The sequence below is a fragment of the Crocosphaera sp. Alani8 genome (assembly GCF_038442745.1).
Lineage (GTDB): Bacteria > Cyanobacteriota > Cyanobacteriia > Cyanobacteriales > Microcystaceae > Crocosphaera.
The window spans coordinates 19,865-35,041 of the sequence record NZ_JARVCN010000185.1 but is presented as its reverse complement, the minus strand read 5'-3'; the positions used below and the strand labels follow the sequence as shown (position 1 = coordinate 35,041).

11 protein-coding genes, 1 tRNA gene and 1 pseudogene are annotated in these 15,177 nt (G+C 39.3%); 5 read left to right on the top strand and 8 right to left on the bottom strand.

Going from position 1 to position 15,177, the window contains the following annotated elements; all coding sequences use genetic code 11:
* Nucleotides 1-688 (bottom strand): annotated as a pseudogene (locus tag P9B04_RS12085) (hypothetical protein); the annotation flags it as partial.
* Between the two features lie 221 nt (nucleotides 689-909).
* Here P9B04_RS12085 and P9B04_RS12080 point away from each other — a divergent pair.
* The 4 genes from P9B04_RS12080 (at nucleotide 910) to P9B04_RS12065 (ending at nucleotide 3,280) form a co-directional block, all read left to right on the top strand.
* Complete coding sequence (locus P9B04_RS12080; protein WP_342055240.1) at nucleotides 910-1,170, top strand: hypothetical protein; 261 nt, start codon at nucleotides 910-912, stop codon at nucleotides 1,168-1,170.
* A gap of 242 nt (nucleotides 1,171-1,412) precedes the next feature.
* The gene (gene rsfS, locus P9B04_RS12075; protein ID WP_342055239.1) at nucleotides 1,413-1,808 is read left to right on the top strand and encodes a ribosome silencing factor; all 396 of its coding nucleotides are present in this window, start codon (nucleotides 1,413-1,415) and stop codon (nucleotides 1,806-1,808) included.
* A complete protein-coding gene (locus P9B04_RS12070; protein WP_342055238.1) occupies nucleotides 1,805-2,305 on the top strand; it encodes a CGLD27 family protein in 501 nt (166 codons plus the stop codon). The genes rsfS and P9B04_RS12070 overlap by 4 nt, the downstream gene beginning before the upstream one ends.
* 18 nt (nucleotides 2,306-2,323) lie before the next feature.
* Entirely contained in the window at nucleotides 2,324-3,280 is a 957-nt protein-coding gene (locus tag P9B04_RS12065) for an asparaginase (protein WP_342055237.1), read from the top strand.
* A 157-nt stretch (nucleotides 3,281-3,437) separates the two neighbouring features.
* Here the strand turns inward: P9B04_RS12065 and murJ are convergent, their stop codons facing one another.
* Together murJ and P9B04_RS12055 are read right to left on the bottom strand one after the other, a co-directional pair.
* Nucleotides 3,438-5,036 (bottom strand): murein biosynthesis integral membrane protein MurJ, encoded by a 1,599-nt coding sequence (murJ, locus tag P9B04_RS12060; protein ID WP_342055236.1) that lies wholly within the window; start codon nucleotides 5,034-5,036, stop codon nucleotides 3,438-3,440.
* Nucleotides 5,037-5,098: 62 nt separating this feature from the next.
* Complete coding sequence (locus P9B04_RS12055; protein ID WP_342055235.1) at nucleotides 5,099-7,309, bottom strand: GumC family protein; 2,211 nt, start codon at nucleotides 7,307-7,309, stop codon at nucleotides 5,099-5,101.
* Between the two features lie 324 nt (nucleotides 7,310-7,633).
* On the opposite strand from P9B04_RS12055, the gene P9B04_RS12050 reads away from it, so the two are divergent.
* Nucleotides 7,634-8,950, top strand: a complete 1,317-nt coding sequence (locus P9B04_RS12050; RefSeq protein WP_342055234.1) for a DUF2330 domain-containing protein — start codon at nucleotides 7,634-7,636, stop codon at nucleotides 8,948-8,950.
* Between the two features lie 104 nt (nucleotides 8,951-9,054).
* Here the strand turns inward: P9B04_RS12050 and P9B04_RS12045 are convergent, their stop codons facing one another.
* The 5 genes from P9B04_RS12045 to P9B04_RS12025 form a co-directional block, all read right to left on the bottom strand.
* Nucleotides 9,055-10,395, bottom strand: coding sequence for a TMEM143 family protein (locus tag P9B04_RS12045; RefSeq protein WP_342055233.1), 1,341 nt, complete (start codon nucleotides 10,393-10,395; stop codon nucleotides 9,055-9,057).
* A 25-nt stretch (nucleotides 10,396-10,420) separates the two neighbouring features.
* The gene (locus P9B04_RS12040; RefSeq protein ID WP_446717996.1) at nucleotides 10,421-11,581 is read right to left on the bottom strand and encodes an S-layer homology domain-containing protein; all 1,161 of its coding nucleotides are present in this window, start codon (nucleotides 11,579-11,581) and stop codon (nucleotides 10,421-10,423) included.
* A gap of 53 nt (nucleotides 11,582-11,634) precedes the next feature.
* Nucleotides 11,635-14,085, bottom strand: coding sequence for an HD family phosphohydrolase (locus tag P9B04_RS12035; protein ID WP_342055231.1), 2,451 nt, complete (start codon nucleotides 14,083-14,085; stop codon nucleotides 11,635-11,637).
* A gap of 112 nt (nucleotides 14,086-14,197) precedes the next feature.
* On the bottom strand, nucleotides 14,198-15,028 hold the full coding sequence (gene lgt, locus P9B04_RS12030; RefSeq protein ID WP_342055230.1) for a prolipoprotein diacylglyceryl transferase: 831 nt from the start codon (nucleotides 15,026-15,028) through the stop codon (nucleotides 14,198-14,200).
* Nucleotides 15,029-15,090: 62 nt separating this feature from the next.
* Nucleotides 15,091-15,161: transfer RNA gene (locus tag P9B04_RS12025), tRNA-Gly, on the bottom strand.
* Nucleotides 15,162-15,177 lie beyond the last annotated feature (16 nt).

Genomic DNA, 15,177 nt, shown 5'->3' with positions numbered 1-15,177 from the left:
TTTGGCCTAAGTTTTCGCAGCGAGTGACCCCTGGCTTTTTGAGAAGATACCCAAACACACTATGACAGTTAGGATAAAAAGCGGCAAACGTAGCTTTAACTTCATCAAAAATAGGCACTGTTGCTATATTGCCAATAGCTGTTAATTCTTCTGCATATTCTCTATTTCCACCGTCTTCCCAGTCATTTAAGTCCCAACTTTTCCCCAGATAACGATACCGTTGATATTGATATGTATCAGCATTATCGGGATCAACCGTTGCTAGATCGGGGGGTTGAATGAGAATATTAATCGCATCGGGTGGAGAACTATTATCCCCTGCTTCTAATTCAGGATACAAATAATCACTCTCAACGATCCAAGTTTTCTCCCCTTGATCCCCTCCTCGACGTTTAATTAACCAACGGTTGGGAACTTGGGGAAAAGTTGTCCCATTAACATCATGATCGCCGTCTGTTAGTGCGTCTGGCAAAGCCCAATGGAGATGAACCCCTGCTTTTAAGGTAAATTCCTGATTAAATAAGGGAGCAAGGGCAGTTTCGCTTAAATTATCTTGTCCTGAACCGTAGGTTTCACCTTTATAAATGTATGGTAACAAGGTGTAGTCAGCCATTGCTCGAACTGCTTGTTGTTCTTCATCGAGACACAAAGCATCAACATGAATAGGAACCAGTAAACTATTACTCATTATTTTGCGAAGAATTAGTTATATTTAGAGCAGAAAAAACGGCTTACGAGAAACAATCATAAGACGATTGTGTTCAACAAAATTATTAAATAAAGTCTTTGCTACTTTACAAAAGTAAATAAATTTTATTATTATTTATTCTGAACAGTATAATCATTAACGTTCCCAAGAAAAAAATTGGCTAGAATCAAAATAGCACTGAAAATTGACAAGAAAAATTTATGCCGAGAATTAATCCTCATACATTGCAAATGCAAATCTCTCGAATGTTTGAGCAGGGACAATCGTTTTTTTGTGAGATAAAAGTGCAAGATTGGTTAAAAGAACAAAACGAAGATCCCAACCTTTACGAGATTGCATTTCATCCTCAAGCAGTACCACCATCATCTACTTTGAAAACTAATATTAAAATAGAATTAAAACGCAAAGATGGAGAAGTGGTTGATCCTTGGTTACAAGAAGAAGTGAATCGGAGTTCCTGAAGCTGGCCAAAAGATTGGTTAAAAAGGGTCATAGGTCATTGGTTATGATTTTAAAGGGAGTACAGGATTGGGAAAAGAAGTAAATAAGGTATCAATTAATAGGGATTATTTATTGAAGCTTTGGATACACTTCAAATAAATGTCTCATTGCCCATCATCTTCCGAAAAAATCTGTACAATATAAAAAAATATGAGTAACCCATAGTACAAAAACCATCGCTAATTATTTAACCTACCTAACAGTGATCGACAATACCAGCGACAACCAAATCAAAACCCTAGCTCTAACCATAGCTCAAGCAGCCGACGATCGCAAAGCCAGCGACATTACTATACTTAAAGTCACAGAAGTCTCCTACTTAACCGATTATTTTGTGATTGTAACTGGATTTTCTCGGACTCAAGTTAAAGCAATAGCAGAAGCTATCGAAGAAAAAGTCCATCAAACTCATCAACAAGTCCCCAAGCAAGTGGAAGGAAAACAAGATGGTAACTGGATATTACAGGACTTTGGGGACGTAATAGTTCACATATTTCTGCCCGAGGAACGAGAATTTTATAATTTAGAAGCTTTCTGGGGTCACGCAGAGCGACTAGAATTTTCATCACTAGAAGTTACACAATCATCAAGATTATGAGGGAATCATCCACAAAAGTCTGTCCAGTTCCCCTAGAACAACAGCCAGTTAACGAGTACGAAGACCTAAAAGAATCCTGGTTTTTTCGGTGGGCGACTCTAGAGAATCGCTTGTTTATCCGAAAAGTAGCGATAATATGGGTAGTAGGCTGGTTAATTACCAGTCCCATAGCTGCAGCCAGTTTTTCTCCTAGCAAATCAGTCTTACCATTCGTACTTTTTAGTAATTTAGGGGCAGGGTTTATTTTGGCCTTAATTTTACTACAATTATTTTTCGGGTGGCATTATGTAAGCGATCGCTTAACAAAAGCAACCATCTTCTACGAAGAATCAGGGTGGTACGACGGACAGACCTGGCCCAAACCACCAGAAATGTTAACCCGCGATCGTCTGATTGTCTCCTACCAAATCAACCCCATCCTGGGACGTTTAAGCCGTATGGTTGGACTATTGGTCCTATTGATGGTGGGGGATAGCGTAGTTTGGCTATGTTTATAATTACCAGTTAATTTTTTTATGACCACCAGAGTAAAACGTCACGCAACACCAAAATTAGAAGTTCATCTACTGCGAGAGGGGATCGTTGAGTCTACCCATTACGTCGAGGCTGCTGTGTGTGACGATCGCGGTCGGGTTTTATCCGTAGCTGGTAACCCAGAAACCACCGCCTTTGTTCGTTCAGCGTTAAAACCCTTCCAAGCTTTAGGGGTTATCTCAACCGGTACCCTCGAACGCTACGACCTCAGCGACAAAGATTTAGCCATAATCTGTAGTTCCCACCAAGGAAAGGTTGAACAAGCAAGACAAGTGTTCAACGTACTCTGGCGCGCCGATATTGACCCTAGTGCGCTGCAATGTCCTATTCCTCAAGGGCGCAATAGTCCCCTGGAATATAACTGTTCTGGAAAACACGCGGCTATGTTAGCGGTATGTCAGCAGCGAGGGTGGCCCCTAAACACTTACTTAAAGCGATCGTCCCCTGTACAAAAGTTAATTTTAGATAAAATTGGTGAACTATTAAGTATGCCTGGGGCAGAACTTATCGGCGCACAGGACGATTGTGGTGCGCCCACATACTCGATGAAACTCTCCCAAATGGCCCATTTATACGCCCAACTATCCTCGGGACGGCATCTGGATCTGGAGCGAATTTTGCGAGCAATGATCCATTATCCTAGCCTGATAGCAGGAGTCGGAGCGTTTGATACTAATCTGATGCAGTTAACAGAAGGAACGCTAGTAAGTAAAGCAGGAGCAGAGGGTATTCAGTGTGTTGGTCGAGTGGGAGAAGGAATGGGACTATCTATCAAAGTGCTTGATGGTTCAAAACGGGCTAAATATGCTGTAGCCATTCATATTTTGAAACAAATGGGTTGGATTAGTCCCACCGTAGCAGAAACCCTGGCAGAAAGCTTTATGGTTTTGAGCAACTGTAAACGACTAGAAGTACTGGGAGAGCTAGTTATGTCTTAAAAAAATGTCAGGAGTGTAGGTTACACTCACACCAAATCAGCTTTAGAAAGTAGATAATTATCTTGAGAAGGTAGGGGGAGCAGGGGGAGAAAAAATTTTGCTCTACTATAATAAGCAGATTTATTATAACATTTATGTTTAAGCCCTCAAAAAAACTCTACCTTTTCAATTTTGCTTTAATACGAGACAGTAATATATCAACTTCTGGTAATTTTAATTGAATCGATAAGAGCAGAAAAATTGTTAATGCAGTGGCAACGGATAAGAATAATTGTAACAACTGTAAACCTAAATTATTCCCTGTATAATACTGCTCCCAACCCCAACTAACACCGTAACTACCAACACCAGCTAAAAAACTAATTCCTGTCAAAGCTGATAACGCCTTTCCCCATTCTTTTAAAGGTAAACCCCCTAAACGATTATTGAGAATGCCTAAGAAAATAACCAGAGAAACTACATTAACCCCAATAGTTGCAAAGACTAAACCAGGGGTTTGAAACGGTTTATATAACAGAAAATCTAAAAATCCATTCAGAAAAATATTAAAAATACTAACTTTAAAAGGGGTTTCTCCATCTCCTAAAGCATAAAAAACCCTAACCAAAACATCCCTAGCTAAATAGAAAAACATTCCGATTCCATAAGCCATTAAAACAGGAATAACCAGATCTGCGTCAGCCGACTTAAAAGCACCTCGTTGATAAACAACCCGAATAATAACAGGAGCTAACGCCATAAAAATAGCAGTCAAAGGTAACATAGTTAAAGCCGTCAAGAATAACCCTTGACGAATTCTTACTTTTAATTCTGGCCAATTTTCTGGTGCAGTTAAACGAGAAAAAACTGGCATAAACGGCACTAAAATCATATTAGAAATAACGCCCAAAGGAGTTAAAACAATAAAATTTGCATAACGCATAGTCGCTGCCGCATTAGCAATAAACGAAGCAAAAAAGAGGTCAGTATAAACATTAATCTGTAACATTCCCGAGGAAAGGGTAGCAGGTGCCATCACCTTCATCACATCCATTACCCCAGGGATGCGCCAATTAAAGCGTAACCGTAGCTTACCCATTCCTGCTTGCCACTGGGCCCATAGTTGCGCCAACCACTGTAAAACCCCTCCTGCAAGGGTTCCCCCTGCTAAAACCATACCCCCTAAATACCAATTTTCTGCGGTGTTAAGATTAGTTCCCAACTGCCACATTAAAGTCCAAACAACAATAATGATCGGCACACTAGAGAATAAAGGGCTAAGACTGGGTAACAGATATTGATCCGCCGCGTTGAGAGTTCCAAAACCGATACCAAGCAGTCCCGCTAATAGAGCCAAAGGTGCCATAATTTGTAATTGTTGAACGGCGATCGCTCTAACCTCTCCTTCTAACCCTGGGGCTAGGATAGATATAAAGGTATCTGCAAAGACAATTAAAACAACCGTAACCAATAATAGAATTGAACTGACTAGGGTAGTTACGGTTTCTACTAACGGGGCTGCTTCTGACTTGTTTCGCTTGGCTAAAACGCTAATTAAGGCACTATGAAAAGGCCCGTTGATGCCTCCTAGTAAAATCAATAAAAAACCAGGGATAACGTAGGCATAAGCGTAAGCATTGACCACTGGGCCGACCCCAAAGGCAGCTGCGATGGACTGTTCGCGCACCAACCCAAATAATTTACTGATTAGGGTAGCTACAGCTACAAGACCGGCGATGCTCACTAAGGAACGGGACTTTTTTGGGTTAATAGACACAGCACTCCTGATGACAAATTGTCATTCATTATTCAAGATTCCGTGACTTGAGACAAGAGGTTTTAGAGGGGATTTTCTTCTAGGACGGCAATATCTGTGTTGCCACCATTGCCGTTCCCGTTATTGTTTGTCTCTGGGATGTTCACCGTTGGTGCTACTAAATCTTCTACCCCGTTAACCACTGCCCCTAAAACAGGAACCTCTGCATCAGATAGTTGGTCGATAGCCTCGTTTAACAAACTAGAACGGGTAATTCCGGGTCTAGTGACCAACACTAAACCATCCGTTAATGGTTCTAACAAGAGAGCGTCGTTACAACGAGATAGAGATGGAGTGTCGATAATCACCATATCGTAGCGTCCCCTGGCATCTTTTAAGAGTAATCGTAACTCGCTCGATTCGATAATGGCTGCTGCCTGACGCTGAGGGCCAGGACTGGGTAAAATGTACAAATTAGCCACTGCAGGGACTAACATCACTGCATCAGTACGATTATCGTAGAAACGTAAAGGCTCTAAATTACTGTTGGGATCGGGTTCAACCTCTAACCATTGGGCCTTAGAAGGCGCTCTTAAGTCTCCTTCTACAAGGAGAGTTCGTTTCCCTGCTTGTGCTGATGCAATGGCTAAATTATAAGCAGTTGCACTTTTTCCCTCTTCGTTGGTAACGCTGGTAACCATCACCACCTTGGATGCGTCTGATCCTAGACGACGAAGGTTACTACGAACCCGCTCGTAGAAACTAAGATCCCCCACATCCCCCTCCAATAAAACAGGACTGAGATCCTCTTTGTACAGGGAACTGTAAATAAAGGGTAGCTGACCCAAAAGGGGAACTTCGCGATCCGTTAGAGAATCTCGTAATTCTTGGGGGGTATGTAAGCGATCGTCAATCAATGCAAGCAATAGAATGACGCCTAAACCGGCAATCAGACCAATAGCACCCCCAGCAGCAATAATTAGGATCTCATTTTTCTCTTCCGGTGGTCGTTGTCGGGTGGGTCGATAATTGGCAGGAAGAGCGATGGATAGACTACCCACCGTTTCTGCTTCGGCTGCTTGGGCATCAACTAATGCTGTGAGGATGTTTTGATAGACAATTCGTTGAAATTCAACCTCTTGAACCAGTTTTGCTTGTCGTAGCTGTTTGTCTGGAAACTTCTCGTATTGCTCTCGCAATTTCCTTTCTGTTTCAGTTACAGAATTTAGTTGCTGTAACAGTCCGGCCTTTCTGGTTTCTAAGGCCAATAATTGATTGGCTAACTGTTGTCTACTGGGATCAAGACTACTATCTTGACGAATTTGAGTGAGGGGAACTGGCGCTAAATTCTGCGCCCCAATTAATTCTTGGGCCCTTTGTTGAAAAAGGGTTTCGCTAACTTGTTTTTCTTTAACCAGGTTTTCAATGGTGGGGTGTTCTGGTCGTAAATCTAATTTTAATCGCTCGAGTTGTTGCTCAATTTGCAGAATTTGCGCCCGTAAGTTGGCTAAAATCGGGTCTGCACTCAAAGCAACAGAAGAATAAGCCTGTTCTGGTGTCAATCCTAATTGATTGATCAAACTAGTAATACGACCATCAATTTCTTGTAAAGCCAGCCCCAATTCTCTTTGTCTCTGCTGACTACTGGTGATTCCACTAAAAAGACTGCCATCTTGAATGGCTAGTAAATCAGATCCTTGCTGGGAAACGTAACGATAAAATCTATTTTCTGCGGCGGTTAGATCTTGTTGGACTTGAGCGAGTCTTTTACTCAGAGCATCGATACGACCCCTCAATTCTGAGGTGTTTAACCAACGGCTATTATCTACCATCTCCTCCATAAAGGCTTCTAATATTAATGTGGCGCGAGTTGGAGATTCTCTATCGGTATATTGCAGTCTAATCGCTGAGGAGGGGGATGGGTTTTGTTCGTCTCCTCCCTGTCCAGGTATCTCTATAACCAAGCCTATATCTTGTATTCGGCGCATTTCCTCATTGGATAGCTGTAGTCTATCCATCACATTTTGCATAACCCGTCCAGATAAGAGAGTTCCTTTGTTTAAGGATATTCCACGCCCTTGGGCCTGAAGTTCATTACCGGTGGTAGTAAACGCTGGAGGTGGTTCCGTAAAAGTCAATTGTCCAAACGCAGTGAAGGTTTCTGCTGGTGGTGGTGGGGGGGGTTGTAGGGCTATCAACCCCGATACTCCCACACCAGCTACCATAGTTAAGAATCCTAACCAGTAGTTTTGTTGGAAAGAAATAGTAAATCGTTTAACAATTGGGGGAGCCATAATTGTATTAGAACTTTAAATATAGATGCTACTATTGTAAAGAGTTTTAGTTTCTTATGATAGCGATCATTATATAGTTTGCAAGTCATGTTGCTTGTAAAATTAGAGATGGAAGACAGTTTAACGAGCATTGCGCAACACTTTCCAGTTTGTTAAGATTCCTACATTCTGTTTGTAGTATTATCCTCAAAAATTATTCATTGGGTCAAAAGCAAGGTTCAAGATGTATATTGTTGCTGAATTTTTGTTCCAAATATTGTTCTCGGCAACATATTTAATAAACTTCAACCGTCTTAGTTAGCTCGTGATTCTAGGAATTATCCGATGAAATTAAGCCATAGTTTTGCTCTAGTATGTTCGATTTGTTTATTGTTATTAATTTCTGTGGACTCTGCTTCTGCCTTTTGCGGTTTCTATGTGGCAAAAGCTGATAGCAAACTCTACAATCAAGCTTCTCAAGTGGTGATTGCTAGGGATGGAAAACGCACAGTTTTAACCATGGCTAATGATTACCAAGGAGATGTTAATAATTTTGCGATGGTAGTTCCCGTTCCTGTCATTTTAAAAGAGGAACAAGTCAATGTGGGGGAATCAGAAATTATCGAAAGATTGGATGCTTTTAGTGCGCCAAGATTAGTAGAATATTTTGATGAAGATCCCTGTAATCGTTCCTTCGCAGAAGATGAATCTTTAAGGGCTCCCACTGCTCCTCAAGCTACCTCGGAAATGAGGTCAGATCGTAGTAATACTCTGGGGATAACGGTTGAAGAAGAGTTTACAGTAGGAGAATATGATATCGTTATTTTGAGTGCAAAAGAATCCGATGGCTTAGAAATTTGGTTACGGGAAAATGGTTATCAAATTCCCAACGGAGCCAGTAAAATTTTAAGACCTTATATTCAGCAAAATCTCAAGTTTTTTGTAGCCAAAGTAAATTTAATCGAATACGAAAATACAGGTTTTAAATCTCTTCGTCCCTTGATGATGGCTTACGAATCGCCTAAATTTATGTTACCTATTCGTTTAGGAATGTTGAATGCTCAAGGAGAACAGGATTTAATTGTTTACTTATTGTCTCCTAAAGGACAAGTGGAGTTAACCAATTACCGTACAGTTAAAATTCCATCTAATTTAGAAATACCTGAGTTTATTCAACAAGAATTTGCCCCGTTTTATAAAGCTATGTTTAATAGAAGCTATGAACAAAACGATAAGAAAGTAGCTTTTATTGAATATGCTTGGAATATGGCCAATTGTGATCCTTGTTCAGCACAACCTTTAAACCGCGAAGAGTTAAGAAAAGCAGGGTTTTTTTGGTTAAATAATAACCGTTTTAATAATGTATTTATTACCCGTCTTCATGTACGCTATCAGAGGAATACCTTTCCTGAAGATTTGAAGTTCCAAGAAACAGCTAATAATCAATTATTTCAGGGAAGATATATAATTCGTCGTCCTTTTAGAGAAAAACGCAATTGTGATGCGGTCAAAAACTATTATCAATCTGTTCGAGAAAGACAAGATAAAGAAGCTATTAATCTGTCCCGTTTAACGGGATGGAATATTTATGATATCCGTAAAAAAATTGATTTTATTGACTTTGAGGATGTTCCTTGGTGGCGACAAATTTTTGGCTCTTAGATCAGTGCTTCGCAGTCAACAGTGTTAACTGATAACTGATAACTGATAACTGATAACAAAGATACCTAATCAATCATTTCTGATTACTATGTGATAACTTTACCTTAACATCCGTTATATTGAAAAGCGTTATCCCAAACATAATCTAGAATCATTTTTGATTCTTCTAGGGATAGAATATTTATGTTTCCTTGCTGATCGTAAGATAGTAAAGGAACTTCTTTGATATCATTTTCATTGTTATCTTCGTAAACAATTTTACCCCTAAGTTTTGCTAAATTATTTAACGGTCCATGAATATCAAAATCTATATCAACACCTAGCTTTTCTCTCATCCACTGTTCAATTTTTTGATCTAATAATTCAGGAGTTAATTTCTGTTCACTGGTTAAAATATGATAATAAACTAAGATGATTTCTTTGCATTCTTCTTCTTCTGCAATATCTACTAATGCTTGAAATACGCTAGAATTATTAGCTAGATTCTTGAAAAATAAAGTATCGCTAACTTCTTTCTGAAATTTAATTTCTTTGCTTTTATATTTAGTATATTGTTTTAAAGCAAATCCTCCTAATGTCATACTTAAAGATAAAGTCGCTACTAAAATAGGCATAAGATCACGAACTTTCTCTTTATCAACCTCAATAGACTGTACAACAGAATCTGCTCTAACTAAGAGTAAAATAGCTACAACAATTAGTAAAATATTAGGAATTGCTCGCAATATTAACGGGATACTTGCACCAATCGCAGGAACTCCAAATAGCAATTTATCTTTCCATGTCATGCTAGTTTGAATATTAGGAAAAAGAAGATCAAGATCAAGTTTTGGTATATTTTTATAGAAATAAAGATACATCTTTCCTGGTATAAAATTTAGGTCTTGATATTGTTTATTTTTCTGAGATTTTGCCTCAAAATATCCTTTCCCTTTAAATTTAATTAATAGGACTACTCTTTCTAAAATATCGATAATTCTTTTTTGTTTAAAAAAACCAAATTTTTTAACAGTAATTTGTTGATTAATATCTCCACGATAAAAACAGTATAATTTGTCAAAATCATCAAAATTCACGTCAGTTTGAAGATTAATAAGAGATTTCTCTTCTAAAGATTTTTGGATTATATCATCAGAAAGTTGAATATAGTTTGCTCTCTTTAAAACATATTTAAACCCTTTTAACACTTTAGCTTCCATTTTTTCATATTCTTGTAAGCTAGGTTCTTGCAATGTTTTAACATCAGAATTAGGATTAAAAACTGTATAGTTATCCTTGATACTTTCTAAGGTATTATGAAACCTGAAATGAAAAAAAGCAGTTAGGATATCACAAAACTCTTTGAATAACTGAACATCTTTAGCTTTAAGTTTTCCCTCTTCAAGACAGAGATTAACTATATCTGTACGACGGAAAGGAATATATGATTCTCGAATGTTGGACATGAAATCTTAAAAATAAAATGGGTAATTATTGATTATCTATAGATAGTACATCTTGAGCAGAAAGTCCATCACCCTGATAGCCAAAATACCATAAACTAGCAGCAGCTTCGGCTAAAGTAACCCCTTTTTTGGGTTGAAAAAGTGTGGTATATCCTAAGATACGTCTAACATTAGATTGCTCACCGTTTTGAAAGTCAGCGTATAATGCCTGTATAGCTTTTGTATCTATATTAGTTGTATCTTGAAACCCCCAGGTTTCTTTTATACTATCAATAGAGGCTTTTGGTAATCCTTTTCCTGTATCTAAAGGAACTTTCCAAGTAACTAAATCTTCCCTAGTTAAAGGGTTATCAGGACGAAATAGAGACGCACTACTATTTCCTGTTAAACTAGAAGGGATAATACCAGCTTCAGCTAATCCTTGAATGAGGGGAAAGTCGGGGTGATTATTTGGAACATCGGAGAAAGCCGGTTGAGAGGTTTCAACTCCTAATCTAATTTGTTTTTCTGGGGTACTTTCATGAAATTTATTGTAGGTTTCTATCAACCATCTTGCATAGGTTCGACGGTTAATAATACTGTTTCCATTAATAACTTTATTTTCGGTATCATCAATGTTTATTGTACCTAAATTACGAACATCTTTAAAATAGGATGTTAAGGGTTGAGGAATATCATTTAGGTCTATACTACCATCCTTTTTGGTTTGAGAAGATGTTAAGGTTGTTTCTTGTGTGGATGAGATTGAAGGGTTTAAACCTCGATAGTTAATAGCATAATCGGTGTTACCATTGTTAGAAGAAAGAAAAGATACTTTAACTTCTAAGCCTTCTTTTTGGGCTATCAATGTATTATCTTCAGGATTGAAAGGTTGAGTTATTTCCCAGTTATTCTTTTTAAATTGTTGTTGATAGAAATCACTAATCTGTTTAACAGAGTCAGAAGAAGACCAGCGGACTAACCCTTGTTGTTGGTTTAATGTGTCTGAAATTTCTTGTAATTCAGAATTAGAATATTGAGGAATTATTGCAGGAAAATCTCGGGGTATTTCTAAAGCAGATTGGTCACTTTTTTCTTGTTCTTCAGACAATTCTGGATTAGGAGAGAAGCGATTTTCTAACCCATCAATGTTACTACAAGCGGTAAAAAATGGTAACAATAAACCAAGAATAAGATAACGATACATAGTATTTTTTCCTAAAATAATATCAATCAAACTTGAGCAAGAGGTGGTAAAAATCAATTTGGTTTATTATTTTGAGGTTCTAAAGCTGCTTTAGGATAAACAATTCTTTGATGATGGAATTGTTGCCATACTTTCACAAAAACTTCAGCAATAATTGGCAATTCTTCGTATTTAATGCCACTATCTTTTAATTGATTATCTCGCCAACGGGCCTTAAAAATCTTTTGAATCATCGCTAAAGCAGTTTCTGGAGTCGCCTCTTTTAGAGAACGTAAAGCCGCCTCACAACCGTCTGCTAACATAACAATTCCCGTTTCTCGGGACTGAGGAACCGGCCCCGCATAGCGAAAATACTCTTCAGCAATCATCTCTGTTTGGTTGCGTTCTGCGTCTTGCTTTGCTTGATAATAAAAATAGGATATCAATAAAGTTCCTTGATGTTCAGGAATAAAATCACGAATTACCCGAGGCAAACCGTATTTATTAGCCATAACTAATCCTTCAGAAACGTGCTTTTTAATAATTTCTACGCTCACCCAAGGGTCATTGATCAAATCGTGTTTGTTGGGGTTGCCCATTTGATTCTCAATAAACCCCATCGGATCGTGCATTTTCCCGATGTCGTGGTACAAAGTACCGGCACGAATCAACTCTACGTTGCAGTGTAACTCTCGGGCGGCTGCTTCGGCTAAACAAGCTACAAATAAGGTATGTTGAAAGGTTCCGGGGGTTTCCGTTGCCAACCGTTTCAGTAAAGCGCAGTTGGGGTTCGCCAACTCCACCAGACGAATGGGGGTGACTAAATCGAACAATCGCTCCAAATAGGGAGAAATTCCTAAAGCCATCACACTCCAAGCAATACCAGATAACCCATAAATGATTGCTTCAGGTAGGACAACAGACCAAATGGTACCGGCTACTGGAGCAACGATGAGATAACCGATAAAATAAAGACTTCCTTGTAACAGTCCCACTGCACCCCCCAAGCAAGCCAATTCATCCCGCGATCGCAATTTCCAGGCAATGGAAGCTGCTAACAGTCCTCCTGCGGTTCCAGCTAAGATATAACTCCAGTTGATGGTTGGGGCAGCAAAGGCTGATAAACCGCTCAATAACAGCACTTGTGTCACCGCTAAAGTGGGACCGTAGAAACTGCTGGTAAGAAGTCCTACAGCCGGCAAATTCGTATAACCTAGATGAAAAATACCCAAGATAGGGGTACTCAGACTCAACAGACAAAGAAGGATATGATCTCGGCGACGCATGGGACGATGAACTTGGTTAGTCACCACGCAAAAAACAGTAACAGTTCCCATGACAACTGCAGCAGAAATCCCTAAACCCACCCAATTAATGCCACGACGACTCAGCTGAAAGCCATCCAAAACCACAAATATTTCTTGGGTAATTTCTTCTCCTGCTTCGACGATAACATCTCCTGCTTTGACTTCTACGATAGCCGGTTTCATTGCTTGGGCTGCTTGTTCGGCCCTTTGTTTGGTGGCATCCTTATCCACAGTCAAATTGTGTTGATTTTGTAAAATCTTCGTTAACAATTGGTTAATGGTGGTTTTAGGGACAGATGGGGGTGCCGCTTGGAGTTGGTTTGTAATAACTGCACTAAGCAAATAGTCTGGCATTCCTGCGGGAAGTCCTTGGGATAAGATGCGACTCAAGGTTGTCCTCATGGTTGTCCGCGTGGTTTGCCAACTACTTTCATCGAGATTGAGCAATTTTTCCCATGATTCGGGGGTCAGATTTGAGGTTTTGGTGTTGAATACCTCTCTCCTGACTCCAGAGTAACTTTGACGGGATTGTTGAATTTTTTGTAAAAGCTCTTTTAGGGTTGCAGGGGATGTTTTGTTTCCGTATATTTTTAACCAATCAACAGCCTTAACTGTTATAGGTTGCAGGTTAGGAGTCGGTTCCCATTCTTTATCCACCGAAGCTAACTTAATGGTTTGCCAAGTTTTTTCATCTACGCTGCGCAAATATTGTTGAATTGCGGTGGGGATTAAACCCCCATTGACAAATGGAAAAACCCCCACCTGTTCCCGAAATTGATTGATTTCGGCAATGGTTTCCATTAAATCTATTTGAAGTTCGCTGCTTAATTTAGGGTCTGTTTGTAGGATAGGAATAATGCCTGTGCGAACTTCTTTTCGCTTTTCTTCGGTGGTTTTTTCGTCTATGAATTCGTTGTCTTTGGGTGCTACTACTTTTACGGGGGAAACCGTTCCTACCGATAGCTGAGGTTGGTTGTAGAAACGATAACCGATGACACTAGTTAAGGAGATAACTGTCAGTCCCCACATTAATGGTGGGTGGAGTGTACGAATGGATTTTGACTTGTGTAATCTATTCAACCAGTCGTATTTATGAAGGGGTTGAGGAGGATTTTTTTTGGCTAAATTTTCCCCTTTTTGTGCAGGGAAAGGACGACTTTTAAAATGCTTTTGTCGTAATTTTTCTATACTTTGTTTTAACCGTTGCAGCCTTTTCATATCGTGTGAGGTTAATGTAAAAATATCGAACGAGATTTCTGAGATAGACTTGTTTCTTTTTTTTGACAGTCCGTTGTGATTTTAATTGATTTAATCACTTAGTCTGGGGAGACTACTGGGGGGAAATCACGTCTGGTAAAGGTTTTTTTAAACGGTATAACCACACTAGACCTAAAATCCCTATACTAATCATAACTAAACTGATGACCTGTGCCACCCTCAAGGGTCCGAGCATTAGACTGTCGGTCCTCAATCCCTCTATCCAAATTCTGCCACAACTATAAGCAATCAAATAAACTAAAGATAGGGTTCCCAAATAGAGACGGTTAGAGTGCTTTAGTCCCCAAAAAAATAAGGATAATAGAAGGGTAAAAACTAAAATGTTCCAAAGGGACTCATAAAGAAAAGTGGGATGAAAGTATTCAGATGTAAGATAGGCTATTGGGCGGTTATTGACAGGAATATAGAGCTTCCAAGGTAAATTCGTGGGTGAACCGAAAGCTTCGGAGTTGAAAAAGTTTCCCCATCTACCAATAGCTTGTCCTAGAGCTAGGGAGGGAACCACTAAATCAGCTAGTAACCACACCGATACCTTATTTAAACTAGCAAAAACTATGGTGGCTAAGATTCCCCCAATAATCGCCCCGTGGATAGCTATACCTCCTTTCCAGATAGCAACGATGTCTTGGGGACGCTGAGAGTATTCTTGCCATTGAAACAGTACATAGTACAGTCTGGCGCAGGGAATTGCCCCAATGACTAACCATATGGCTAAATCTCCAACGAGATCAGGATTAACTCGACGGCGTTTGGCTAACCATTGGGAGAGGGTAACTCCAATCAATACCGCACTGGCAATCAAAAAACCGTACCAACGAATGACTAAAGGCCCTGCTTCTAGTAGCATAGGACCTGGAGATTGAAATTGAAATCCTAACAGCATAAGCGATTGCTATTATTCCTGTAGCATCTAAGTTTATCTATCGTGTCTATTCACTTTAGCAAAGCGGGTGGGGGGAATCGAACCCCCATCATTAGCTTGGAAGGCTAAGGTTTTACCACTAAACTACACCCGCAAACTTTTCTATTTTT

Coding starts and splice junctions, on each gene's coding strand:
- P9B04_RS12080 (WP_342055240.1), top strand. CDS start 910: ATGCCGAGAATTAATCCTCATACATTGCAAATGCAAATCTCTCGAATG.
- P9B04_RS12070 (WP_342055238.1), top strand. CDS start 1,805: ATGAGGGAATCATCCACAAAAGTCTGTCCAGTTCCCCTAGAACAACAG.
- P9B04_RS12065 (WP_342055237.1), top strand. CDS start 2,324: ATGACCACCAGAGTAAAACGTCACGCAACACCAAAATTAGAAGTTCAT.
- P9B04_RS12055 (WP_342055235.1), bottom strand. CDS start 7,309: ATGGCTCCCCCAATTGTTAAACGATTTACTATTTCTTTCCAACAAAAC.
- P9B04_RS12050 (WP_342055234.1), top strand. CDS start 7,634: ATGAAATTAAGCCATAGTTTTGCTCTAGTATGTTCGATTTGTTTATTG.
- P9B04_RS12045 (WP_342055233.1), bottom strand. CDS start 10,395: ATGTCCAACATTCGAGAATCATATATTCCTTTCCGTCGTACAGATATA.
- P9B04_RS12040 (WP_446717996.1), bottom strand. CDS start 11,581: ATGTATCGTTATCTTATTCTTGGTTTATTGTTACCATTTTTTACCGCT.
- P9B04_RS12035 (WP_342055231.1), bottom strand. CDS start 14,085: ATGAAAAGGCTGCAACGGTTAAAACAAAGTATAGAAAAATTACGACAA.
- lgt (WP_342055230.1), bottom strand. CDS start 15,028: ATGCTGTTAGGATTTCAATTTCAATCTCCAGGTCCTATGCTACTAGAA.